Annotated in this window: 23 protein-coding genes; 10 read left to right on the forward strand and 13 right to left on the reverse strand. The window is 62.9% G+C overall.

All coding sequences use genetic code 11. The annotated features are described in order from the left end of the window. Positions 1 to 23 precede the first annotated feature (23 nt). The 6 genes from ACIQUG_RS24065 to ACIQUG_RS24090 form a co-directional block, all read right to left on the reverse strand. Positions 24 to 1,046: a hypothetical protein gene (locus ACIQUG_RS24065; RefSeq protein WP_402324563.1), complete on the reverse strand. Its 1,023-nt coding sequence runs from the start codon at positions 1,044 to 1,046 to the stop codon at positions 24 to 26. Then, the gene (locus tag ACIQUG_RS24070) at positions 1,043 to 2,149 is read right to left on the reverse strand and encodes a GNAT family N-acetyltransferase (RefSeq protein WP_402324565.1); all 1,107 of its coding nucleotides are present in this window, start codon (positions 2,147 to 2,149) and stop codon (positions 1,043 to 1,045) included. The genes ACIQUG_RS24065 and ACIQUG_RS24070 overlap by 4 nt, the downstream gene beginning before the upstream one ends. Then, positions 2,142 to 3,341, reverse strand: a complete 1,200-nt coding sequence (locus ACIQUG_RS24075; protein ID WP_402324567.1) for a hypothetical protein — start codon at positions 3,339 to 3,341, stop codon at positions 2,142 to 2,144. The genes ACIQUG_RS24070 and ACIQUG_RS24075 overlap by 8 nt, the downstream gene beginning before the upstream one ends. Next, complete coding sequence (locus ACIQUG_RS24080) at positions 3,338 to 4,225, reverse strand: HesA/MoeB/ThiF family protein (protein ID WP_402324569.1); 888 nt, start codon at positions 4,223 to 4,225, stop codon at positions 3,338 to 3,340. Before ACIQUG_RS24080 ends, ACIQUG_RS24075 begins: the two co-directional genes overlap by 4 nt. Next, entirely contained in the window at positions 4,222 to 5,166 is a 945-nt protein-coding gene (locus ACIQUG_RS24085) for a hypothetical protein (RefSeq protein ID WP_402324571.1), read from the reverse strand. The genes ACIQUG_RS24080 and ACIQUG_RS24085 overlap by 4 nt, the downstream gene beginning before the upstream one ends. A gap of 179 nt (positions 5,167 to 5,345) precedes the next feature. Further along, positions 5,346 to 6,335 carry an aldo/keto reductase gene (locus ACIQUG_RS24090; protein ID WP_402324572.1) on the reverse strand — a complete coding sequence of 330 codons (990 nt, stop codon included), beginning with the start codon at positions 6,333 to 6,335 and terminating at the stop codon, positions 5,346 to 5,348. Positions 6,336 to 6,496: 161 nt separating this feature from the next. Here ACIQUG_RS24090 and ACIQUG_RS24095 point away from each other — a divergent pair, with 161 nt between their 5' ends. Continuing rightward, positions 6,497 to 7,393, forward strand: a complete 897-nt coding sequence (locus ACIQUG_RS24095; RefSeq protein WP_402324573.1) for a LysR family transcriptional regulator — start codon at positions 6,497 to 6,499, stop codon at positions 7,391 to 7,393. A gap of 259 nt (positions 7,394 to 7,652) precedes the next feature. Here the strand turns inward: ACIQUG_RS24095 and ACIQUG_RS24100 are convergent, their stop codons facing one another. The 4 genes from ACIQUG_RS24100 to ACIQUG_RS24115 all read right to left on the reverse strand — a co-directional run bounded on the left by ACIQUG_RS24100 (position 7,653) and on the right by ACIQUG_RS24115 (position 11,081). Then, entirely contained in the window at positions 7,653 to 8,540 is an 888-nt protein-coding gene (locus ACIQUG_RS24100) for a sugar ABC transporter substrate-binding protein (RefSeq protein WP_402324574.1), read from the reverse strand. A gap of 380 nt (positions 8,541 to 8,920) precedes the next feature. Further along, a complete protein-coding gene (locus ACIQUG_RS24105) occupies positions 8,921 to 9,568 on the reverse strand; it encodes a GntR family transcriptional regulator (protein WP_402324575.1) in 648 nt (215 codons plus the stop codon). 76 nt (positions 9,569 to 9,644) lie between these two features. Further along, positions 9,645 to 10,580 (reverse strand): 2-hydroxyacid dehydrogenase, encoded by a 936-nt coding sequence (locus ACIQUG_RS24110; protein WP_402324576.1) that lies wholly within the window; start codon positions 10,578 to 10,580, stop codon positions 9,645 to 9,647. A 96-nt stretch (positions 10,581 to 10,676) separates the two neighbouring features. Next, the gene (locus ACIQUG_RS24115; RefSeq protein ID WP_043623945.1) at positions 10,677 to 11,081 is read right to left on the reverse strand and encodes a VOC family protein; all 405 of its coding nucleotides are present in this window, start codon (positions 11,079 to 11,081) and stop codon (positions 10,677 to 10,679) included. Positions 11,082 to 11,273: 192 nt separating this feature from the next. On the opposite strand from ACIQUG_RS24115, the gene ACIQUG_RS24120 reads away from it, so the two are divergent. From ACIQUG_RS24120 to ACIQUG_RS24130, 3 genes are read left to right on the forward strand one after another with little or no spacing between them, the layout of a single operon-like run. Further along, positions 11,274 to 12,230 (forward strand): alpha/beta hydrolase, encoded by a 957-nt coding sequence (locus tag ACIQUG_RS24120; protein ID WP_402324577.1) that lies wholly within the window; start codon positions 11,274 to 11,276, stop codon positions 12,228 to 12,230. A 5-nt stretch (positions 12,231 to 12,235) separates the two neighbouring features. Continuing rightward, the gene (locus ACIQUG_RS24125) at positions 12,236 to 13,156 is read left to right on the forward strand and encodes a dihydrodipicolinate synthase family protein (protein ID WP_402324578.1); all 921 of its coding nucleotides are present in this window, start codon (positions 12,236 to 12,238) and stop codon (positions 13,154 to 13,156) included. Continuing rightward, a complete protein-coding gene (locus tag ACIQUG_RS24130; protein ID WP_402324579.1) occupies positions 13,153 to 13,560 on the forward strand; it encodes a RidA family protein in 408 nt (135 codons plus the stop codon). The genes ACIQUG_RS24125 and ACIQUG_RS24130 overlap by 4 nt, the downstream gene beginning before the upstream one ends. A 55-nt stretch (positions 13,561 to 13,615) precedes the next feature. Here ACIQUG_RS24130 and ACIQUG_RS24135 read toward each other — a convergent pair whose 3' ends face one another. Beyond that, on the reverse strand, positions 13,616 to 14,224 hold the full coding sequence (locus ACIQUG_RS24135; RefSeq protein WP_402324580.1) for a malonic semialdehyde reductase: 609 nt from the start codon (positions 14,222 to 14,224) through the stop codon (positions 13,616 to 13,618). Between the two features lie 16 nt (positions 14,225 to 14,240). Next, on the reverse strand, positions 14,241 to 15,044 hold the full coding sequence (locus ACIQUG_RS24140) for a glutathione S-transferase family protein (protein WP_402324582.1): 804 nt from the start codon (positions 15,042 to 15,044) through the stop codon (positions 14,241 to 14,243). Positions 15,045 to 15,142: 98 nt separating this feature from the next. On the opposite strand from ACIQUG_RS24140, the gene ACIQUG_RS24145 reads away from it, so the two are divergent. The 5 genes from ACIQUG_RS24145 (at position 15,143) to ACIQUG_RS24165 (ending at position 19,466) form a co-directional block, all read left to right on the forward strand. Then, entirely contained in the window at positions 15,143 to 16,081 is a 939-nt protein-coding gene (locus ACIQUG_RS24145; protein WP_402324583.1) for a fumarylacetoacetate hydrolase family protein, read from the forward strand. Between the two features lie 35 nt (positions 16,082 to 16,116). Beyond that, positions 16,117 to 17,115 carry an ABC transporter substrate-binding protein gene (locus tag ACIQUG_RS24150; RefSeq protein WP_043623936.1) on the forward strand — a complete coding sequence of 333 codons (999 nt, stop codon included), beginning with the start codon at positions 16,117 to 16,119 and terminating at the stop codon, positions 17,113 to 17,115. A 132-nt stretch (positions 17,116 to 17,247) separates the two neighbouring features. Then, positions 17,248 to 17,790, forward strand: coding sequence for a VOC family protein (locus ACIQUG_RS24155; RefSeq protein ID WP_043623933.1), 543 nt, complete (start codon positions 17,248 to 17,250; stop codon positions 17,788 to 17,790). 69 nt (positions 17,791 to 17,859) lie between these two features. After that, entirely contained in the window at positions 17,860 to 18,624 is a 765-nt protein-coding gene (locus ACIQUG_RS24160) for an ABC transporter permease (protein ID WP_402324584.1), read from the forward strand. A 23-nt stretch (positions 18,625 to 18,647) separates the two neighbouring features. Then, positions 18,648 to 19,466, forward strand: coding sequence for an ABC transporter ATP-binding protein (locus ACIQUG_RS24165; RefSeq protein ID WP_402324585.1), 819 nt, complete (start codon positions 18,648 to 18,650; stop codon positions 19,464 to 19,466). Positions 19,467 to 19,894: 428 nt separating this feature from the next. Here ACIQUG_RS24165 and gcvA read toward each other — a convergent pair whose 3' ends face one another. Then, positions 19,895 to 20,827, reverse strand: a complete 933-nt coding sequence (gene gcvA, locus ACIQUG_RS24170; RefSeq protein WP_402324586.1) for a transcriptional regulator GcvA — start codon at positions 20,825 to 20,827, stop codon at positions 19,895 to 19,897. Between the two features lie 116 nt (positions 20,828 to 20,943). Here gcvA and ACIQUG_RS24175 point away from each other — a divergent pair, with 116 nt between their 5' ends. Beyond that, complete coding sequence (locus ACIQUG_RS24175; protein ID WP_402324587.1) at positions 20,944 to 22,410, forward strand: amidase; 1,467 nt, start codon at positions 20,944 to 20,946, stop codon at positions 22,408 to 22,410. Positions 22,411 to 22,414 lie beyond the last annotated feature (4 nt).

The raw sequence follows: 22,414 nt of genomic DNA on the forward strand, positions 1-22,414 counted from the left end.
TAATGTCGAAAAGGGAGCCGGCCTCAGGCCGGCTTCCCGTCCAGCACGAGATCGCTTGCCGGAAGGCGATACTTCGGAACCGTTGACGGCGCCGGCCCTACGCGCAGCACGTTGATGACCCGGTGCCCGGGGGGCAGCGGGAAGCGCTCGCGCAACGCCTGCGCAGCGGATGGCAGGTCGGCAAGCACCGCCATCGGCCAACCGGCGAAACCAAAGCGGGTGAAGCTCAGCCAGAAACGATAGAAGGCCTGCCCGGAGACGATCGGGCTCTCATTCTCCGGCCGGTGAAACAGGAGGCAGGCGGCTGCCGTCATCGTCTTTTCCGATTCCGCGACGAGCGCTTGGCCAAGCCCCAGGCGGTCGGCAATGTCGAAAAGCGGCGAGGCCAGGACATGTCCCGCCAACGCCCCTTCCAGCCGTCCCATCTGCAGTGCAGCAAGGTTGAGGCCGTCGGTGGAATAGGCCGGATGCCGGGGGGAAAGCCGCATCCATCTTACGAGTTCATCGCGGAACGCGCGTTCGCGCATGATTGTGAGGCTTGCGCGATCGTTGAGCGACGAGATGAAGGCAAGGTCCTCGTGGCCGCAAGCAAGCCTCACGTCGGCCGCCTTGGCGGCCCAGTGCTCGAGCCTCTCGATTTGCTCGGTTGAGGTTGGCGAGAAACGCGCTCGCCATGTGAAGCGCCGGGTGATCCACTGGGAAAGCGCCTGCGGCGCTGCGTCGTCGCCGGTAAGCTCCAGCCGTGCGGCCAGCCGATAGCCAGGTTTCCAATCCCGTAAATTGTCCGTCCAGAGATCATCGATCACCACACCGATCCCGCGGGCGGCGAGCGCCATCACCATGCCCTCAAGTGCCGCCCCGCAGGAAAGCCCCATGTCGCGGCTGCTCGGATCGCCGACGCTCAGCTGCCGGGAGAGGTCGGCGGCGAGCAGGATGCGTCCCGCCTGGTCGAGCGCCCAACGGGCGGGCTGGGTGTTGTGAACGGAAGGGGCGAGGTTGGCTTCGGCCGCGAGAGCGGCGAGCATGGTGGCATCAACGCGCTTCATAGCGTCTTTCCGAAGAGATGCAGACGATGAAGCGGAGTTGCGCCTGCCTTCTCCGCCTGTCTCAGGCTCGCCGCGTTGACGTCCGCGATCCAGGTGCCGCCGGCGGTTTCGTAGCCGGCACGGCGCATCTCGCCCAGCACATGGGCAAGCAGCAGCGGGTTGAGGCCGCGTCCCTGGTGTTCCGGTTTCACACCCTGGAAGATGATCACGGCGCGGCGACGCTTCAGCCGGTGCTTGAGCAGGTGCCAGGGCGCGGTCAGCCCCAGTCGCGAGCCCATCGCCTTCAGCATCGGATTGACGTCAGGAATGGCGATCACCGCCCCGGCGGGCGCGCCGTCCTTTTCCGCGACCGCCGAAATGCGTGGATCCATGATCCACTTCATCTCCTTGGCCTGAAACTCGAATTCGGCCCGGCTGACGGGCACGAACATCGGATTGTCGGCGAAGCTCTCGTTGAGGATCAACCGGGAGTCTTCGAGCCTTCGTTCGAGCGTTGCGCGCCGGATCGGCGAAAAGCGGAACCCGTCGTCGAAAAGAGCGCGCATCTGCGCGCTGGCAAGCAATCCGTCGATCGCCACGGTGCGAATGTCGATTTCGAAAGTGGTCATCGGGAAACAGGGCACATAGCCCCGGCTTTCCAGCAGGCGAGGCAGATAGGGCGGTCCCCAGATCTGGTCGGTATAGGGCGCGTTCTCGAAACCGCCGGTCATGACGCCCACCTGCTGCATGGCCGTCAGGTTGAAGTTTCCAAGGATCTCCCGAAATCCCTTCGCGCGCGCCCAATCCTCTGCCCGCTCCAGGAGGGCGGCTGCGACCCGTTCGTCGTCGGCACAGTCGAAGTAACCGAAATACCCGCGATCAAGCGCGAACTTTGCGTTCGATGCGCGATGCACATGCGCCGTTATGCGCCCGCGCACGGCACCACCTTCATGGGCCGTGAAACAGGCGAAGTCGGCAGCCGTGTCGAAGAGTGGGTTCGTCTTGGCGGAAAGGAAGCGCTTGAGGTCGCTCAACATCGGCGAGACATAGGGTGTCCGCGGGCCATAGATCTGAAAGGGCGCGGCGAAGAAGGCGTCGATATCGCCGGTGCGGATCTCAATCATGAAGCGGGTTTCTTTCGGAGATCAACATGGCCATGCGCTGGACGACCTTCAATTCGGTTTCTGCACCCGGCGTGGCGGAGACGGAGGGCATGTTGAGCGCAATCAGCCGGAACGGACGGTTGGACACCAGCATCAGGTGGGTTGCCTCGTATTTTTCGAGCAGCCAGGACATCTGCTCCGCATCCGCTTGAGAAAGGCTCCCCGTTTCAGCAATGCGCAGCAGGGGGCGGGCCGCAAACAGCGCCTTGACCGCGGGCAGGTCGAGGTCGCAGAGCTCATCTTCGCCAAGCAGAAGGGCGCCGTCGACCAAGGGATGGTTCTGCAGTTCCTTGAGAAAGCCCAGCGTGTCGTCGATGCGGTCCTCGGCCAGATGGCGGATCAGGCTTTGCCGCCGTTGCTCCATGCGCAGGCTGATGCTGTCCTTCCAGATCACGCCGAGCAGGGCGGCACTGAGGATGACGCTTGCCGCTCGCACCAGCGCGGCTGGTTCGAGGCTGTTTTCGACGCCGATGACGAGGGCCGCAAGGAGCGCAACCGAGAGAAGGATGACGAAGGACACCACCGTGTCACGGTGCCCGACGGCGCGCTGGCCAAGGCTGATCAGCAGCCAGCACAAAAACAGGATAGCGACCCCGCCGAGCCGCACCGGCTGGTCGATGTAGACGGAGCGGAAGTCCGTCACGAGCAGCGGCAGGATCAGAAGCAGCGAGAGAGCAATGCGGTCGACGGCCTGATTTTCCGCTTTCGACAGGCTCGTCCGATCGCGTGTCACGGTCATGTGTCCGGCAAGGGCGAAGGTGACCAACTGGTAGAGGAAAAGCAGTGTGACCCGCCAGGGTTCGGCGAACGATGCCGGCAGGAAGGCGAGGACGAAGAAGGTGGCCGCGCCGCCGGCCGCGATCCACTTCGTTGTTCTCGGCGCGTGTCGTCGCAACAGGCCTTCGGCAAGCAGGACGGTCGAGAGGGGGACGAGCCCTGCGGTTATGATCGTCGCGGCTTTGAAGATGAAAAGGTCCGTCCACCAGGCGAGCACCCGGCTCGCCATCAAGGCCGCCAGCACCTGCAGACCGAAGAGGAACCGACGGTTCAGCGGGCTCTTGGCGTCGAAGCTGTGGATCACGCCGATCAGCACGAGCAGACCGCCCAGCGCTGCCAGCGAAACGAAACTATCGGCAATCAGCGAGGTGTTCATGGGTTTGCCGGAGCCGCAAGTCGGGTGAGATAGCGCCTGACCAGCGGGCGCAGCAGGGCCGCAACGAGCGCATTGCGCGGTCGCTCGACGCGCCCGGCATGCGGGTTGAAGAACCAGCCGCGGCAATCGGCAGACTGTGGGCGGCCGAGGACGGCATGGATCGCCTCATAGGCCATCAATGTGCCCGTGGAGATCACCATCGGCGCGAAAGACATGCGGCTGCGGGTGCCGGCGATCACTTCACCGGCAAGCGACAGGTCGACGTGGTGACGGGACGACGAATGCACCATCACATGCTCCGCCTCGCGCAGGAACGCTTCGGCCCGCTGGTCCTGCGTCAGCGCGTTCCAGGCGGTGCCGACAGTCGGATAGCCGAGCCGCTCCTCGGGCATCGGATCCTGCGGGCGCGTCACATAGACGGAGGGCAGCGGCGAGGCGTAGGCGTCGATTACCGTCCGGCCGTGGTTTCGTGAGGTGCGATAAAGCAGCAGGCTGGCGCCGAGATCATCGGTTCCGTTGATGACGACATCCGCTTGCGCAATGATCGCATCGACATGGTCGGTCCAGTCCGGTCCGTAGACCGTGACATCAAGGCCGGGATTGATCTTGAGGCAAAGGTCGCGGGTCGCCTCCGCCTTCGGCATGCCGATCGTGTCGGCAAAGCAGAAGACCTGCCGGTTGAGGTTCGAAAGCTCGAAGTCATCGATATCGGCAAGAACCAGCCGACCAATTCCGGCACGTGCGAGCGACTGGATACAGGCGCCGCCCATGCCGCCGGTTCCACAGACGAAAACGGTCGCCTGGCTCAGGCGCCGTTGTTCCGCTTCGGTGACGAAGCCGATGTTGCGTGTGGTGAAGGTCGCGTAGGAAAATTGGCTGTTCATCGGCTCGGCCTCAAGACGCCCCACTGCCGGCGGCTGTCGGCCCAATGCAACGCCGGCAGCACGAGCCTTTGTACGAGGATAACGATACTTGCAACGGCAAGGCGGCCAAGCGCGTTGCGCGGCACGCTTTCCATGAGGTAGCGCTGCGCCGCATTGAGGTCCAACTGTCCGATTTGCAGCAGGTCGTCACCGCGCTCGTAGTCGAGTTCGGCGGCGCAGAAGTCGTTGTACTCCGCCTTGCGGTGTTTCGGTGCCGCCTCGAACGTCTTCTTCAGGTTGTCAGAACCGCCGGTATAGGCATTGGTGATGACGAAGCGATCGGCATCGAAACCTGCGTCACGGCCGACCCCGAACACGTGGCGATGCGATTCCATGATGGCCGTGGCGATCAGCTGCTGGCGCAGCGATCTGCGTGCACCGCGGGTGGGTGCGGGAAAGACGCCGCTGAAGGTTTCGGCCACCATGCCGGCAACGGCCGGCACCTGGGTGACGTTTGAAATCCAGAGCGGGCGAAGCTGGTTGCGCAGAAAGAGAAGGAAACAGGTGAGGCCGTAGAGGATCCAGGAAAGTCCCTGGCTGCGAACCGCCGGGTCGATCATCACGAGCCCCAGGTGGAGGACTTCGACCGGTTTGCCGGAGAGAGAAACTTGGAGGACCGGCAGTGCGTTGAAGGCAACCGGCTCGCCGTCGGAAACCCGATAGACGAGCGTGACGATCGTTCGGGCGAGCGCATCGTCACGCTCGGAAAAGATGCCGTAGTCGAGCTCCCCGTCGGGAACCGATCGTTGCGCGACTTTTCGCAGTTCCTGCCGCAGCCTGGCGACCTCGCGCTCGTTCATCCATAGCCCGGGAGCCTCCACGATCCGTGCGCGGAAGACTGGCGATGTCTTGAATGAAAGATCGAGGCGCTTCTTCAGAACGACCGATATCAGATTGTACAATGTCCCGTGTCCGCAGCTTCAATTCCGGAATGGAGCCTTCTGCAAGCTTCGGTCGCATCCTTGCCGAAGAGGACAAACATTTGGTTTAATTCCCGGAAGAGATGTCGGAGCGGGAGCATTCGCGCTCCCGCCCGTCTGATCTTGCTCGGGTGTCAGTCTTGCTCTGGCGTCAGGCGCCTTCAGAGGCCCGTCGTCTTCAGCAACTGTTCCGGGTAGCGCTCCCCCTCGATCGGGATTGCTGCCGCCGCCGTTTCGATTTCGGCGAGATCGGCTGCCGTCAGCGCCACATCGACCGAGGCGAGGTTTTCTTCCAGGCGGTGAAGCTTCGTCGTTCCCGGGATCGGGACGATCCATGGCTTTTGTGCCAGAAGCCAGGCGAGCGCGATTTGCGCAGGCGTGGCGCCCCTGTCGTCGGCGACCCTCTTCAGGAGGTCGACGAGCGCCTGGTTCCTTTCCATCGCTTCGGGCGTGAAGCGCGGCAGGATCTTGCGGAAGTCGCCTTCGCCGAGCCTGGTATCCTTGCTCACCGCACCGGTGAGAAAGCCCTTTCCGAGCGGGCTGTAGGGCACGAGGCCAATGCCAAGCTCTTCGCAGGTTTCAAGGATGCCGTTCGTCTCCGGTCCGCGGGTCCAGAGCGAATATTCGTTCTGGAGCGTGGTGACCGGCTGGACCGCATGTGCCCGCCGCACCGTTTGAGCCCCGGGCTCCGACAGGCCGAAGTGCCTGACCTTGCCTGCAGCGATGAGGTTCTTCACGGCGCCTGCGACATCCTCGATCGGCACGTTCGGATCGACGCGATGCTGATAGAAGAGGTCGATGACGTCGACGCCGAGGCGTTTCAGCGATGCGTCGCAGACCGAGCGGATGTGCTCCGGCCGGCTGCTCAAACCCGACTGCTTGCCATCGACGATGTTGAAGCCGAACTTGGTGGCGATGACCACGCGGTCGCGCACGGGCTTCAGGGCCTCGCCGACCATCTCCTCGTTGGTGAAGGGGCCGTAGACCTCCGCCGTATCGAAGAAGGTCACGCCGCGATCGACCGCCTGGCGGATGAGCGTAGCGCCCTCCTGCCTGCTGACTTTGTTGGCATAGCCGAAATCCAGGCCCATGCAGCCAAAGCCGAGGGCCGAGACTTCCAGGCCGGCTTTTCCGAGAATTCGCTTCTTCATGTCTTTTCTCCGTTCTTGATGGCGGCGAGCGCGCACGAGACCGGCCGGCGCTCTTTTCAAGAGGGCACGGCGGTTCAACGCGTCCTGGCCCGAATCTAGATCTCGCGGAGAAATTCGATTAGATGCTAAATCAAGTATGAACCTATGTTGTGGATTCATGAATGAAGCGAGATGAACTGGGCGATCTTGTCGCGTTTTTGACGGTCGGCGAGGAACGAAGCTTCACCCGCGCGGCCGCCCGTCTCGGCACGTCCCAGTCTTCGCTCAGCCATACGGTGCGGCGGCTGGAAGAGCGCATGGGCGTACGGCTCTTGACCCGGACGACGCGCAATGTCGTGCCGACGGATGCAGGGGAACAGCTGATGGAGACGCTGCGCCCGGCCTTCAACGACATTCGCAGCCGGCTCGACGCGCTGAGCGCGATGCGCCAGCAGCCAGGTGGCACCATCCGTTTAACCTCCAGCCGCCACGCAGCCGAGACGATCCTCATGCCGGCCGTGAAAAGGCTGATGGCCGAGTATCGCGAGATCAGTGTCGAGATCTCGATCGACCAGCGCTTCGTCGATTTGGTGACGGAACGCTATGATGCCGGCGTGCGGCTGGGCGAGAGCATCGAAAAGGACATGATCGCTGTCCGCATCGGTCCGGATCTCAGAATGGTGGTGGCGGGGTCGCCGGACTATTTTGAACGCTACCCCAGGCCGCAGACGCCGCACGACCTGACGGGGCACAACTGCATCAATCTGCGCCTGCCCACGCTTGGCGGACTGTATGCGTGGGAGTTTGAACGCGACGGTCGCCCGCTGAATGTCCGCGTCGAAGGGCAATTCGTCTGCAACGACGTGCCGATGATCATCGACGCGGCTCTGAGCGGCCTGGGCCTTGCCTGTCTTCCTGACGATCACCTGGGGCCGCTCGTCGAAGCCGGGCGGCTGGTGCCCGTGCTCGAGGATTGGTGCCCGCCTTTTCCCGGATTCCATCTCTACTATCCGAGCCGGCGGCTGCCATCGCCCGCATTTGCGCTGCTGGTCGAGGCATTGCGCTTTCGCGGCGGCTAGCGCGCCAAGCGCTGGGCCGTGGACATGCAACATCGATGGTGTGGGACTGAAGTCGTGAGAGGGCGGTTGCAGCCGCGCATTCGGCGCGACCGAGCCGGTTTGCCCCCCAGCTGTTCCGTTGCGCACGCTCTTAGCGACCGCGAAGGGGCGAGGGAGCCGGGCAGAGCGCGGCTCCCTGTTGGTCCGTAGCGATATCAGGGCTGGTAATCGGCCGGGGCGATGATCTTGCTGAAATCGTAGGTGGCGACCTTCTCGCGGGTCACCAGCAAAGCGGGGGCTTCGATGCGGCCCAGCACCTTGCCGCCTTCGATCGCGGCCGTCGCCTCGCGCATGGCATCGCGTCCCATCGACACTGCCGGCTGCAGCGACGCGCAGGAAGCGTGCCGTTTTCAAGGGCGGCGCGCGCCTCGTCGTTGAGGTTCGAGGTCGAGACCTTGATCTTGTCGGTCGCCCCAGCCTGTGTCAGCGACTTGATCGACTCCACAGCCATGGTGTCGGCCGCGGTGAAGATACCGTGGATATCCGGGTGGCTCTTGGTCCAGTCGGTCGCCGCGATGCCCGCATCCTTGGTACCGCCGGCCTTCTCGGCGACGATCTTGATGTCGGGGAAATCGGCTTCCATCGTGTTCTTGAAGCCGGTGACGCGGAGCTTTGCCCAGATCTCGTCCGGTCCGGCAAAGAGGCCGACTTCACCCTTGCCGCCGATGGCGCGGCCAAGGCAGATGCCCTGCAGGCGGCCCATGCCGATGTTGTCTGCGCCGACAAAGGATGTCAGCCGGTCCGATTTCGGCGGGACGGAGAGAGCGATGACCGGAATGCCCTTGTCGATCGCTTCCTCGACGGCCGGTCCGACGGCCGCAGCATCGGCGGCGCCGATGATGATGGCAGCGACCTTTTTGTCGATGAAGTCGCGGATCTGCTTGATCTGGACGTCGGCGGTGTCCTTGGCGTCGCGCTTGATGATGGCGTAGCCCTTTTCCTTGCCCGCAGTTTCGACGCCGTAGAGGCCTGCCTTCCAGAACGGCGAGCCGAAATAGGGGACGGTGACGCCGATGGTCTTTTGCGCCTCCGCGAACGCCGGGGCCGCAAGCGCGCTCGAAGCGGCCAGCGCCAGCGCCAATGTCATGTACCGTGCAGTCTTGCCCATGTTTTCTCCTCCAGAACTAGGGTCGTGAACTCGGTCGGTCAGACGGCAATACCAGAATGTGGTATTCATTACGGTAATTATGTATGCACAGATTCAATATGGAATGCAAACTTATAAGTTTGCGCACCAGACTACACGTGTCTCTGCGCGATAATTCGAAAAGAGCGGAAGGGAACGGCGGGATCACTTGGGTCCGATGCCGGAGCCAAGCGATCGGGATGTGGCGCCCATGGGGCTCGCCGGGAATGCTGTGCTGTGAGATTTCGGACCGGGAACGCGGGCGCGCGGAAGCGACGCCCGACCGAGTTTTCGTGTCGGGCGCGCCTATAATCTACGCGGCGAAATTGGTTCGACGGCAGGCCGCGTCGAAGATGTCAGCGTTACTTCGCGGCTTCGGTGAAGCGGCGCATGACGCCGGCGCTCAGGCGGGCGTTGTGTTCCGACAGCGCCGCATAGGCGCCGCCGGTGTCGCTGGCCCTGATCGCGTCGACGATCTTCTGGTGTTCGTCGAGCGACTGCTGCAGGCGGATATCGGCCGGGCCGGCCTGGTGCTGGCGGAACGGCGCGAGCCGCGCGCGAAGGTCGACCGCCATGGCAGCGATCGTCTGGTTGTGGGCGCCGCGGCAGATCGCGTCGTGGAACTTGCGGTTGATGTCGCGTGCGCCTTCGATGTCCTGGTTTGCCACGCAGTCGGCATAGAGGCGGTGCAATTCATAGAGCTGCTCGCGTTCCATGGCCGTCATGCGTTGCGCGGCAAGCCGCCCGCAGGATGCCTCGATCTCGCATTCGGCCTCCAGCATGTCGGCCATCTGCTCGACATCGATGCGGGCGACGATGCCGCCGCGACGCGGGTTCATTTCGATCAATCCGCGCGCGCCAAGCTCACGCATCGCTTCGCGAACGGGCGTCCGCGATACGCCGAACTTCTCGGCGATCGTCTTTTCTTCGAGCTTTTGCCCAGGCACCATCACGCCCTTGGCGATCTCGTCGGCAAGTTGCTGGTAGATCTGGGAGGCAATCGTTGTCATGCGTGCAGCTTTCCTGTCTTCACGACGCAGTCAAGGCCGGCTACGGCCAGGAATCGGTTTAATGACCGCATCCAATTTATGCAAGTTGCGCCGTCAGGGCGCCACCGGCGCTTGCCGCCGCGAGGTTGTTGATGAGGGCATCGATCTGGGCCGCATCCGAGGCCGGTGAGCGGCCGGCCATATGCGGCGTCACGACGAGGTTGGCAAGGTCGCGAAGCGCAAGCGGCAGGGTCGGTTCGCCTTCGAAGACATCAAGCGCGGCTCCGGCAATCGTCCTGTCACCGAGCGCCTGGACGAGGTCCTCGGTGTTGACCACCATCCCGCGGGAAATGTTGACCAGAAAGCCCGTCGGGCCGAGTGCATCGAGCACGGCGCGGTTGACTAGGTGGCGCGTCGAAGGCCCACCGGGGCAGGCGACGACCAGAAAGTCGCTGGCCTTTGCCAGGGATACGGCATCCGGCAGATGCGGCTGGGTGACGCCCGGCATCGGTTCCGGCGTCGTATAGGAAACCCGCATGCCGAAAGCCTCGGCGCGTCGGGCGATCGCCTGGCCGATGTTGCCGAAGCCGATCACCCCCAGTCTTGCGCCAGACAGCGTCGGCCGCGGCGAGCGGATTGTTGCCCAGCCGCCGTCGCGCAAGGCACGATCGCGATTGCAGATGTCGCGGGAGACCGCAAGCATCAGGGCGAGCGCGTGATCGGCGACCGTTTCCATGTTGGTGTTCGGGGCGTGCGTGACGCGAACGCCTCTTTGTCGGGCCGCCTGAAGGTCGATGTTCTCGTAGCCGGCGCCATAGGAGCAGACCAGTTCGAGCTTCGGCAGGCTCGCCATCTGTATATCGCTAAGGCCGGTGCTGCCATTGGTCACGACAGCCCAGACGGCATCGCCATCGAGCGACGGTGATCCGCTGCCCAGTCCGTTGGGCAGCGCGATCACGTCGTAGTGGCTGGATAGTCGTGACAGGCAGGCTTCCGAAACCGGTATGGAAACCACGATCGTCTTTCTGGTCATGTCACTTTCTCCAGTCGTTTTGCCCCCTTCGCCTGGCGAAGGGCATGGTTTGTTTCACCGCGCCATTTTGGGCTGACGCGATGTCACTCAAGTCTTTCAGGCGGCGTTGACGTTCTTGACGGCACCCTTCCAGCCATTTTCCGTGACGTCGAAGACGATGCCTTCGGGCGTCTTGTACTTGACCTCGTAAAAGACGTTCGGGCTCGATTCCTTGCGGCCGGCCATGTAGGAGCCGCCGGCGGCGCGAACGAGTTCGTCGGTTTCCTCGACGGAATCGACCCACATGCCGAAGTGGATGAGGCCGTTGTAGTCCTTCTCCGTTTCAAAGCCCGGAACCGGCTCTTCGCCGAAGTTCAGGAGGGCGACGTTCATGATGCCGTCGGTCATGTAGACGCCGCGCATCGCCTGGCCCGCGCGGGTCATGCCGAATGCCTTTTCGAAGAACTGCGCAGCCGCTTCGGGGTCGGAGACGGCGATGGCGAGATGGCGCAACTTTGCCATGTGAACTTTCCTTTCTCTGCAGATGAGCGCGGCGCGACATGCGCCGGGCAACACGGCTGAAATCGATCCGTGTATGCAATTAGTAATCTGTGTATGCAAAATGGTTGTCAAGTGTGATTTTGGGTGTTATCGAAATGCACGCTGTCGACGACGCACGGATTCCCCGCCGTCAGCGAGACTTGGAGGAAGTCGATGCGATTTGAAGGATTGTCACCGGCGGAGAAGGACCGGTTGCGGCAGGTTGGGACGGTTTGGAACGACGATCTGGCGGCAAGCCGTAAGGTCGTTCTCGAGGTTTACCGGCCGCATGCCGAAGCGAGCGTCGCGCGCCAGCCGCTGGTGGAACATCGCGACATTGCCTATGGGCAGGACAGCGCCCATCGGCTCGACGTCTTCGAAAGCGCCCATGTCTGCGCCGGTGGCCGTGCGCGCCCTGTCGTCGCCTTCGTCCATGGCGGCGCTTTCACGCGCGGCTCTAAAAGTAGCGACGGGCTGATCTACGACAATGTCCTGCGCTGGTTTGCCCGCCAGGGGTTCGTCGGCGTCAACATCGAATATCGGCTCGCACCCGGTGCGCAGTATCCAGAGGGCGCGCGCGATGTCGCCGCAGCGATGGATTGGATCGTCGGCTCGATCGGCGCCTATGGCGGCGACCCGCAATCCATTCTTCTCATCGGCCACTCTGCCGGCGGCTCTCATGTCGCAAGCTATCTGCTGGATCCGGCCGTCGGACGGCTGCCGCAGCCGGCGATCAAGGGGGCGGTGCTGATCAGCGCTCGGCTGAGGGCCGATTGCCTGGCGGACAATCCGAACGCCGCCAATGTGCGTCAGTATTTCGGCGAGGATGCCGGCACCTACGACGAGAGGTCGCCGGTGGCCTTTGCCGGGTCACGCGATCTGCCCGTGTTCATTGCCGTTGCCGAACATGAGAACCGTTACATCGATGCCTATGGCGCAGAATACGCCCAGCGCCACGCGATGCGCCGGGGCAAGGCGCCGCGCTTCCTTCAGCTGAGCCGGCACAACCACACCTCCATCGTCGCCCATTTCGATACCGGCGAGGACGAGCTTGGACGCGAGATCATCCATTTCGCCCGGGAAGAATGCGGCTTCTTCCCCTGCGGATTGTCCTGTCAAAAGGGAAAGTGAACACCATGAAGCCAGAACTGCCTTCCGTCTATGCGCCGGTGCTGACACCGTTCAAGCCGGATCTGAGCTGCAATACACCGCGGTTCATCGAACACTGCCGCTGGATCGTCGACCAGGGTGCGGGCCTTGCCATCTTCGGCACCAACAGCGAGGCAGCGTCGCTGTCGCTGCGCAAGAAGCGGCAGTTGCTCGACGATGTCGTGCAGGCGGGGATCCCGGCGCGGACCCTGATGCCGGGTGTGGGCGCCTGCAGTCTGGAGGAAACGGTCGAGTTGGCGCGCGCAGCCGTCGACGCCGGCGCACCCTCGGTGCTCGTGCTGCCGCCGTTCTTCTACAAGCCGGTTTCGACCGAGGGGCTTGCCCGCCACTACGGGCATCTGATCGAGGCCATCGGCTCGGATCGCCTGTCCATCGTGCTCTATCATATTCCGCAGCTCACCGGCGTGCCGATCACCATCGAGCTGATCGAGACGCTGCGCCGGCGCTATCCCGCCAGTATCTCGGGCGTGAAGGACAGTTCCGGCGATCGCGACACCCTCAACCGTTATCTCGAGGTCGACAACGGCTTCAAGGTTTTCCCCGCTTCCGAAATCCTGCTTGGGGAAACCATCGAACGGGGCGCGGCCGGCTGCATTTCGGCCACCGCGAACGTCAACGCCAAGGCGATGGTCGATGCGGTTGCGGCCAGCGGGAAACATGGCGCGACCGTCGCCTTTGCCCCTGTCGGGCCGGTGCGCGCGCTGTTCCAGCAGTTTCCGATGATCCAGGCGATGAAGATCATGATGGCGCGCCACACGGGCGACGCCAGCTGGCGCACGGTGCGGCCGCCCTTGATGGAACTCGACCAGCAGACCGAGCAGAAGTTCATCGCCGCCTGTACGGAGATCGGCTTTAGGCCCTGGACCGTCGTCAGGGAAGACGCGTGAGCGCGCCGGGTACGGCTGCCGTCAAGCCGCTTGCCAACTATGCCGAATTGCGGCGGGCAGGCGGTCTTCTTTTCCTGTCGGGGATCAGCGCCCGGCAGGCGGATGGCACGATTGCCGGCACGCAGGTGGCCGCCGACGGCAAGCGCGTCCATGATGTCGCGGTGCAGTTGAGGACCATCCTGCAGAAGGCCAAGGACACGCTGGAACGAAATGGCGCTCGCCTCGATCACCTGGTGGACGTCACGATATTCCTGACCGATATGGCCGACTACGGCGCCATGAACGAAGAGTATAACCGATGGTTTGCCGCCGGCGGTCCGGCGCGAACGACCGTTGGCGTCCGCGCGCTTCCGCATCCCGACATGGTGGTGGAGTTGAAGGTCGTCGCGTCCGCGGCCGAGTAAACGATAACAGTTGAAATTCCTGACCCCCGGCGCGGCGGCGCCGGGGGTTTTCCGTTTAAAGGACCGTGCAGACGTCGTCGAAGGCGAAGCGGGGATGCCGGGGAAAGACCTTTGACGGATCGCCATGCCCGATGCCGCAGATGAAGTTTGACTTCGTCTGCGTCTCCGCAAAGAAGATGCCATCGACCGCGGCGGCGTTGAAGCCCGATATCGGGCCGCAGTCGAGCCCGACGGCACGGGCCGCCAGCATGTAATAGGCGGCCTGAAGCGTGGCGTTGCGAAAGGCCGTGTCGGCGACGAGATGCGGGTTGCGCTCGAAGAAGCCCTTGCCGTCCGTGTGCGGGAACAGGAAGGGCAGGTGCTCGGCGAATTCGAAGTCGGTCGCAAAGATCGCAACGACCGGGCAGGTCATCATCTTGTCGACATTGCCTGCGGCAAGCGCCGGCCGCAGCCGCTCCTTTGCCTCCTGGCTGGTGAGATAGAGGATCCGCAATGGCGCGCAATTCATGCTGGTCGGGCCCATGCGGGCAAGCTCGTGAACGTGCTGCAGCAGTTCGGGTGGTACCGGCTGGTCGAGCCAGCCGTTCTGGCTGCGCGCTTCGGTGAACAGTCTTGCGAGCAAGGTTGCGTCAGTCTGGGCGTGCTGCATGCTTTGGTGGTCCATGGGATCTCCTTGAAGGTCAGGGGTGGTTTTGTGGATGGGCGTCGGCGGCGGCCATGAGGCTGTCGACGAGATCGCGGTTGACGAGCGGGTCTGGGCGTTCTGCCTGTGGACCCTTGGCTGCGGTGAAACTCGGCCGCTGCCGAACCCGGTCCGCCCAGTCGGCAACGCGCGGAAACGGAGCGATGAGCGCCTCCATGGCGAGCCGGTCGAGCCTGTCGACAAAGGCGGCCATCGCCACATCGGCAAGTGTGAAGTGATCGCCGGCAAGCCAAGGCGCGTGCGACAGATGATTTTCCATGCGCGCGAGCACGGACCGGAAGACGGCGATCGAAACGACGACGGCTGCGTCATCGATCGGTGCCGCGACGGCCTGCCGATAGGCCTCGGCGCGGGCAGCAACCGGATGCCTGTCCATCGCAGCCGTGACCTCGCCTGATGAAAACTGTCGAAGCCGTGGTTTCAGGATGAGATTGAATGTCGGCGGCCTCACCGCCGGGTGAACGACCGTGTCCTCGAAATTTGTCCAGTCGCGCACGCGCCGGCGGACCGCGGCATCGTCCGGCAGCAGTGCGCCTGCGGCGAACGCATCGAGGCGTTCATTGATCTGCGACGACTCGGTAACGATTTCGCCGTCGATCCGCAGCGCCGGAACGAGGCCTTGCGGATGGATCGCGAGATAGCCGGCATCAAGATTCTCGAAACGCGAGAGGTCGATCCGTCGCGAGACCCAGGAAAGGCCGAGTTCCGCGAGGCATAGGCGCACTTTGAAAGACTGGATCGATCCCCATTCATGAAACAGTTCGAGCTGTCGCTTCCGCATTTCGCCCTCATTTCGTGTGCACTTGTTGCTTGACAAGAATACATAAACACGAAATTGTATGCAACATGGATACCGACAACGAGGGAAGGAGATGTCTGGTGGTTTGGCATGCGCTGGGGCAAAGGCTCATCAGGGAGGAAGTTCGGCCGGTCATCGTGACCGAGCAGGGCGTCTATGATCTCGATCTGGTTTCTCGGGTTCTGCAGCAGTCGGGCGAAGCCTGGAGCAAGTGGCTCGCAGGCGGGATCGAAGGCATGCTCAGCGCCTGGACCGACGTCGAGCCGGCGGTGGCCGGTCTGGCCGAACGTCTTGTCGACAGTGGCCGCAAATTCGAACCGCTGGGCACGGGCACAAAGCTCTGCGCGCCCTATCGTCCCGTCAGGATCTTTGCTACCGCTTCGAACTATGTCGAGCATGCGCAGGAGATGGGTACGGTGCTGGCCGCCAAGTCCGAGAGTCAGCCCTTCGTCTTCATGAAAGCGGATTCAAGCGTCATTGGCCCGGACGAAGCGATCATCCTGCCGGCGCGCGCCGAAAAGGTCGACTGGGAGGTCGAACTTGCTGCCGTGATCGGCATCGGCGGTCGTGACATTCCGGTCGAGCGCGCTCTCGACCACGTTGCCGCCTACACGGTCATCAACGACATCACCTCGCGCGACCTGACCCGGCGCACCGACTTCCCGTTCAAGCACGATTGGTTTCGCGGCAAGAGCTTCGACACGTTCGCGCCGCTCGGCCCCTGGCTGGTGCCGTCCGATTGCGTCGGCGACCCGCAGGATCTTCGCCTGACGCTCGACGTCAATGGCACGCGCAAGCAGGACGACAGCACCGGATCGATGATTTTCTCCGTCGCGGAGCAGATCTCCTACCTGTCGTCTATTCTGACGCTGCGGCCGGGCGATCTGGTCGCAACAGGAACGCCCGACGGGGTAGGCATGGGGACCGGGGAGTTCCTGAATGCCGGCGATATCGTGACGGCCGCCGTGGAGAAGGTCGGCACGATCACCAATCCGATCAGAGGAGCTCGGATCGAATAACCAAGGCCACCAATGGCTGAACTGAGGAGGACAGTATGGCTCGTAAGTTTGGGAATTCACTGCGTCTGGCTGCTTTGGCTGGAGCATTCGCATCAATGGTGACGGCCGCTTCGGCAGCCGACAAAATCTCGTTCAACATGTCGTGGCTGCCGCAGGGTAGCGTCGGCGGCGTGCTGGTGGCCAAGGCCAAGGGTTTCTACGACGAGGCCGGGCTCGATGTTTCGGTCTATCAGGGGTATGGCGGCCAGCGCACCGTCAATGAAATCGACCAGGGCCTGTTCGACATCGGCTACGGTGATCCGGTCAGCGTCATCCTGAACCGCGTCAACGGCGGCAAGGCTGTTTTCGTCGGCTCGATCAACACGGTCTGGCCGGGCGCTCTCTGCTACCTGCAGAAGGATGGCGGCAAGGAAATGACGCTTGCCGACTTCAGCGGCAAGTCGGTCGGTGGCGGTGCCACGTCTCCGGTGCAGAACATCGTTCCGGCCTGGCTGGAGCAGAACGGCCTGCCGAAGGACCATCTGAAGCTCTTGCGCATGAACCCGGCCGTCATCACCTCGTCCTTCCTTGAAGGGCAGGTCGATCTCGCCGAGTGCTGGGAAGGCGCGAGCCTTGCCATCCTCAATGAGAATGCGGGCGAGACCGGCAAGAAGATCGGCATGATCAAGTACCGCGATTTCGGCCTCGACATGTATGGCAGCGGCTTCGTCACGACCGAGGCGCTGCTCTCGGAAAAGCCTGAGGTGGTCGACAAGTTTCTCGACGCTTCCTATCGCGGTTACGACTACATGGCCGCGCATCCGGAAGAGGCTGCCGATCTGATCGTCAAGCAGTATCCGACCTTGAAGAAGAGCGTGGTGCTGGAGCAGATCCGCCAGATCAATGCGCTCGTTCGCGATCCGCAGGCGGAAAACAAGGACCTCGGCTTCGTGCGGGCCGACCGCATGGAAAAGACGATGAACTTCGTGCGTGAAGCCTTCGTCGTCGACGACAGCATCAAGACGACCGACCTTTATCGCAACATCAGTCGCTAGAGCATTCTGCCCGCAAGTGACATCGCTTGCGGGCGGAAAGATGCTCTAGAATCAAAGTGCTAGAGCGTCCTTGGTGCGTTCCTATGAACGTGTGGCGCTCCAGAAAGTCCGTTCGGTTCAGGGAAGAGGAACATGAAGAAGAAGATAAATGTGAGGAAGCTGGGCCATATGGTCCTGATGGTCCGCGACATCCACAAGTCCGTCGAGTTCTATACCAATATCGTGGGCCTCGAAGTGTCCGACTGGATCGAGGACAAGATGGTCTTCCTGCGCGCAGGCGCCGACCACCACGATCTTGCCCTGTCGCAGATCCCGGCGGACTCACCCGATTTCAACGACCTGCCACGCTACACGCGGCCCGGCCTGGAGCATTTTTCCTACCTGGTCGATAGCCTGGAGGACATGGAAGCCGCGGCCGAAATGCTCCAGGAGCGGGGCGTCGAAATCGTCCGCGGCATCGGTAAGCACGGTCCGGGCGCAAACTGCTTCCTCGTGTTCAAGGACCCCGACGGCAACAACTGCGAAATCTACTGCGACATGATCCAGGTCACGGAAGACAGCCCGCACACCGCAAGGGTGTGGGAGCGCAACATCGATGCTTTCGACCAGTGGCGGTTCAAGCGCTTCGTCGTGCCGCCGCCGCATCAGGTGGTCAAGGACAAGCAAGGACAGTGACCTCCAAGGCGCCGGGTCAGCCCGGCGCCTCTCACCACATGCCTGCCAATTCTGTCGTCGGAGGCCTCCATGCCAGGCTCTTATTCGCGGCTTGTCGCCTATAGCCAAGTCGTTCTCTTTTTCGGTGCGTTCCTGCTTTTCTGGGAGTACGGCGTCCGATATTTCGAAGTCAAAAGCTACATCCTGCCGCCTTTATCCTCGATCGTCGTTGCCGTGTGGGAAGCACGCGGCGAAGTGTTCGAGCACTCGATGTATACGCTTGCCGAAGTGCTGATCGGTTTCGGAGCGGCGGTCGTCATTGGCGTCATGCTCGGCATGGCCGTCTATGTCTCGCCCTTTGCCCAGCGCACCATCTACCCGCTCGTCACGGCGCTGCAGACCACGCCGAAAAGCGCGCTCGCGCCGCTGATGATCGTCTGGTTCGGCTACGGCTTTATCTCCAAGGTGGCAATGGCGTTCCTCTTCGCCTTCTTTCCGATCGTGGTTGCGACGCTCGGCGGTTTTGCCGGGACGGCCAAGAACCTCGAGGAACATTTCCGCGCGCTCAACGCCGGCCCCTGGCGCACTTTCACCACGCTCCGCCTGCCGAGCGCCTTGCCGAGCTTCATCGACGGCTGTCGCGTTGCCATGCCGCTCGCGATGATCGGCGCGATCATCGGCGAACTCGTCGGCTCCGAGCGCGGTCTCGGCAATCTCATCATGATGGCGACCGCATCGTCGCGCACCGATCTCGTCTTCGGCTGCATCATCGTCATCACTCTGATTTCGCTCGCCCTTTATGCCCTGATCGAATTCGCGGCCAAGGCGGTCTGGTGGCGGGGTATCCAGGTATGAATATTTCAGTTCGGGAGGAAAACATGGCGTCGGTAGCCACCGCCGGGGTGCCCCAAAAGCAAGAGGGCACCGGCCCTGCGGCTGACACGGCCGCCAACCACATCGAGGCGCATGGGCTGAACAAGACCTTCGGCCAGTTCAAGGCGCTCGAAGACATCAACTTCGGCATCAGGCCTCAGGAGTTCGTTTCGGTTCTCGGCCCAAGCGGCTGCGGCAAGAGCACGCTCTTGCGCATCGTCGCCGGCCTCATCCCCTATGAAACGGGCACGGCGACGATCAAGGGCGAGAAGATCCGCTCGCCACGACCGGATATCGGCGTGGTGTTCCAGACCAACAACATGCTGCCCTGGCTGACCGTGCGCGGCAATGTCGAGCTTGGCGCGCGCATCCGCAACATGCCGGCAGACGCACGCAATGCGGCGGTCGACAAGATCCTCGATGTCCTCTCGCTGACGAAGTTCGCCGACGCCCACCCGCATCAGCTGTCGGGCGGCATGCGCCAGCGCGCTTCGATCGGCCAGGCACTGGTGCTCGATCCGCCGATCCTGTTGATGGACGAACCCTTCGGCGCGCTCGACGCCTTGACGCGCGACAAGCTCAACGTCGAGCTGCTGCGCATCTGGCAGGAACACAGAAAGACCGTGATGCTGATCACCCACAGCATCGCCGAGGCCGTCTTCCTGTCGGACCGCGTTCTCGTCATGGCGGACCGCCCCGGCAAGATCGTCGAAGAAGTGACGATCGACCTGCCGCGCCCGCGCGACGCGGCCGCGACCCGCACCCTGCCGAAGTTCGGCGAGTATGTCGCCTATCTCGGCAAGGTCATGGGCGTCACCAACTGAGGCAAGCCGGCCCGCGCTTTGGACTTACGGTTCAACGCGCGGGCTCAAGCGTCTCCTGCACGGTCGGATCGGCGCTTTTTGAGGTTCGGCCGGCCAGTGCCCATGGTGTTGGAGATTGGGCCTGTTGCGAAACGCCTCCGGGATCATTTCGACACTTAAGCAGGTCGGTGCAGCGCTCGGCGTGGCCGCGGTCGGCATCCTCTTCGGTGCGGCGCTTGGGACGGGTTCGTAGGAGCCGGCTGCGCGCTACGCCTTGGCCTTCGTCTCCGGCATGGGCTACAACGTCGCGGCGGCCGTAATCGTTGCGATCCTGCTGGCGCGGCTGGCGGTCCTCGGACGCCCCGCGAACTGAGCCCCTGTCCTAAGGGCGCGGGCGGTGACGCCATCGATCGGGATGCTGACCCGCCGCGGTCGGCATCCGCAGGGTATCAGCCAATGCGCCGCGCGTTCCGAACCTCGCCGGAGGCATCGGTCAGTTGCGTCATCTCCGCATTGAGTATCCAATCCCGGAAGATCGCGATCTTTGGATTGTCCTGGGCGTGCTCGGGACACACCAGATAATAGGCAAACTCGTCTATCAAAGTTGCGTCCAGGAGCTGCACCAGCTCGCCGCTGGCGAGTTCCGCTGCGATCATTGCGGCGGGCAGCAGGCCTGCGCCATGGCCCGAGAGGATCGCCTTCAGAATAAGGCTGCTATCGTCAAAGGACGCGCCACGGGGAGAGCGGAACTCTTCCACGCCATTTGCCTGGAACCAAAGGCTCCATCCCCTTCGGTCGGCATCATGGACATGCGGCCAGCGGATGAGATCGGCCGCGCATCGAGGAGCGCCGAGGCGATCGACGAGATCAGGGGCTGCCACGGCGACCATCTCGACGGTCAAGACGTGGTCGCTGCGCAGGCCGGGATAGCGGCCGGCACCATGACGCACCGCGACATCAATGCTGCCGCGGGAGAAATCGGCAAGAGCACTGCTTGCGACGATCTGGAGATCGATTTCGGGGTTGCTTTCCTGAAAGGATCTCATGCGCGGCACGAGCCAGGACGATGCGAAAAACGGCGTGACGCTGACCGTCAGCATGCCGTTGTCGTTAGAGGCCATGACGCGTCGCGAGGCTTCGGCAATCTGGCGAAAGGCGTTGCGGACCGCCGGCAGATAGTCCCGGCCGGCATCGGTCAAATAAATGCCGCGTGTCACCCGTTCGAACAGCTTCACCCCAAGATGTGCCTCCAGCGACTTCAGCATCTGGCTGACGGCGCCCGGCGTGACGCAAAGCTCGTCGGCCGCCATCTTGACCGAGAGATGGCGGGCGGCAGCCTCGAAAGCCTTCAGGGCGTTGAGCGGAGGAAGGTGGCGGTTCATGATTTAGTTTTTCTAAGTTATATGGCTGATTAAATCTGGTTTGTCGGCCGAGTACGACGTGCATTATCACATTATATGCCGCTTGTCTCACGGTTCACGAGGAACCGGAGGCGCGATTGAGAAAAGACAGATTTTCTAATGTATATGCGCTTGCCGCAGTCGGGAAAAATTGCATGACGATAGTTTCGGACGAATTCAGTTTGCTGACCCTCACGGAGATCGCAGACAAAATCAAAAGTGGGAGCGTTTCCTCGCTTGCAATCACCGAGGCCCAACTTCGGCGCATCGCGCGACTGGAACCGGATCTCCACGCCTATGCGCAGGTGATGGAAACAAGAGCGCTGGAACAGGCGAAGGCGGCGGATGAGGAAATCGCCGCCGGAGGCCGTCGCGGCCCGCTGCACGGCGTTCCCATCGCCGTCAAAGACCTGTGCTGGATCGAAGGCGTGCCAACCAGGGCCGGGACGCTCGTCCATGGCAATTTTGTTCCGGGCGAAGACGCCACTGTCGTCAGACGCCTGAGGCAAGCAGGCGCCATCATTGTCGGCAAGACGCAAATGACCGAGGGCGCCTATTCGGACTACCATCCGGCAATCACCCCGTCTGTCAATCCGTGGCACGCGGACTATTGGGCCGGGATTTCCTCGAGTGGTTCAGCTGTCGCGACGGCTGCGGGCCTTTGTTTCGGTGCGATCGCGTCGGACACGGGCGGCTCGATCCGGTGGCCGGCGGCCGCAAATGGTGTCACGGGCCTCAAACCGACATGGGGGCGGGTCAGCCGGCACGGCGTCTTCGATCTCGCTCCCTCCCTCGACCACATCGGCACGATTGCGCGAAGCGCCATGGATGCGGGCATCCTTCTTGCGGCCATAGCGGGAAGTGATCCGAAGGACCCGACGGCGGCCGAGCAAGCGGTGCCGGATTTCGCTTCGGCTTTACAAGGCGGGATCGGTGGCCTTCGGATAGGCTTTGATCCACGGTGGAACAGCGAGGACGTGGAGCCCCAGACACAGGCCGCACTCGCCGCTGCCGCGGACGTTTTTACTGCTCTTGGCGCGCACATTGTCGAGATCAGGTTCCCGGATGTGAGCCAGGCCGTTGCCGACTGGGTGCCGAACTGCGCCGTGGAGGCGGCAGCCGTTCACGAGCGAGACTTCGCCGCGAACAGGGACTTGTACGGGCCCATCCTTGCCGGCGTCATCGAAATGGGCAAGGCCGTCTCGGAGGCTGAGTATCAGCAGATCCTTCTGCGACGGGCGATTTTCCGTCGCGACGTCGAAGCCCAGTTTGCGTCCGTCGATCTGATCCTGACCCCCGTTCAGCCGTTCGCTCCCCTGACGCTCGCTACCATCGCGACACTTGGTGAGCAGCCGGATCTGATCGCCAGGCTGCAACGCTACACCTGCCCTCTCGATATGAGCGGCCATCCGGCACTGACGTTCCCTGCAGGCATCGCAAAGGATGGCATGCCGATCGGCCTTCAACTCTTGGCCGGTCAGTTCCAGGAATTGACCCTTGTGCGCGCCGGAGCGGCATTCCAGGGGCACACGGCTTGGCACAAGCGGCACCCAGGAAAAGGCTGAGGGG

The sequence above is a fragment of the Ensifer sp. NPDC090286 genome (assembly GCF_044769565.1).
Lineage (GTDB): Bacteria > Pseudomonadota > Alphaproteobacteria > Rhizobiales > Rhizobiaceae > Ensifer.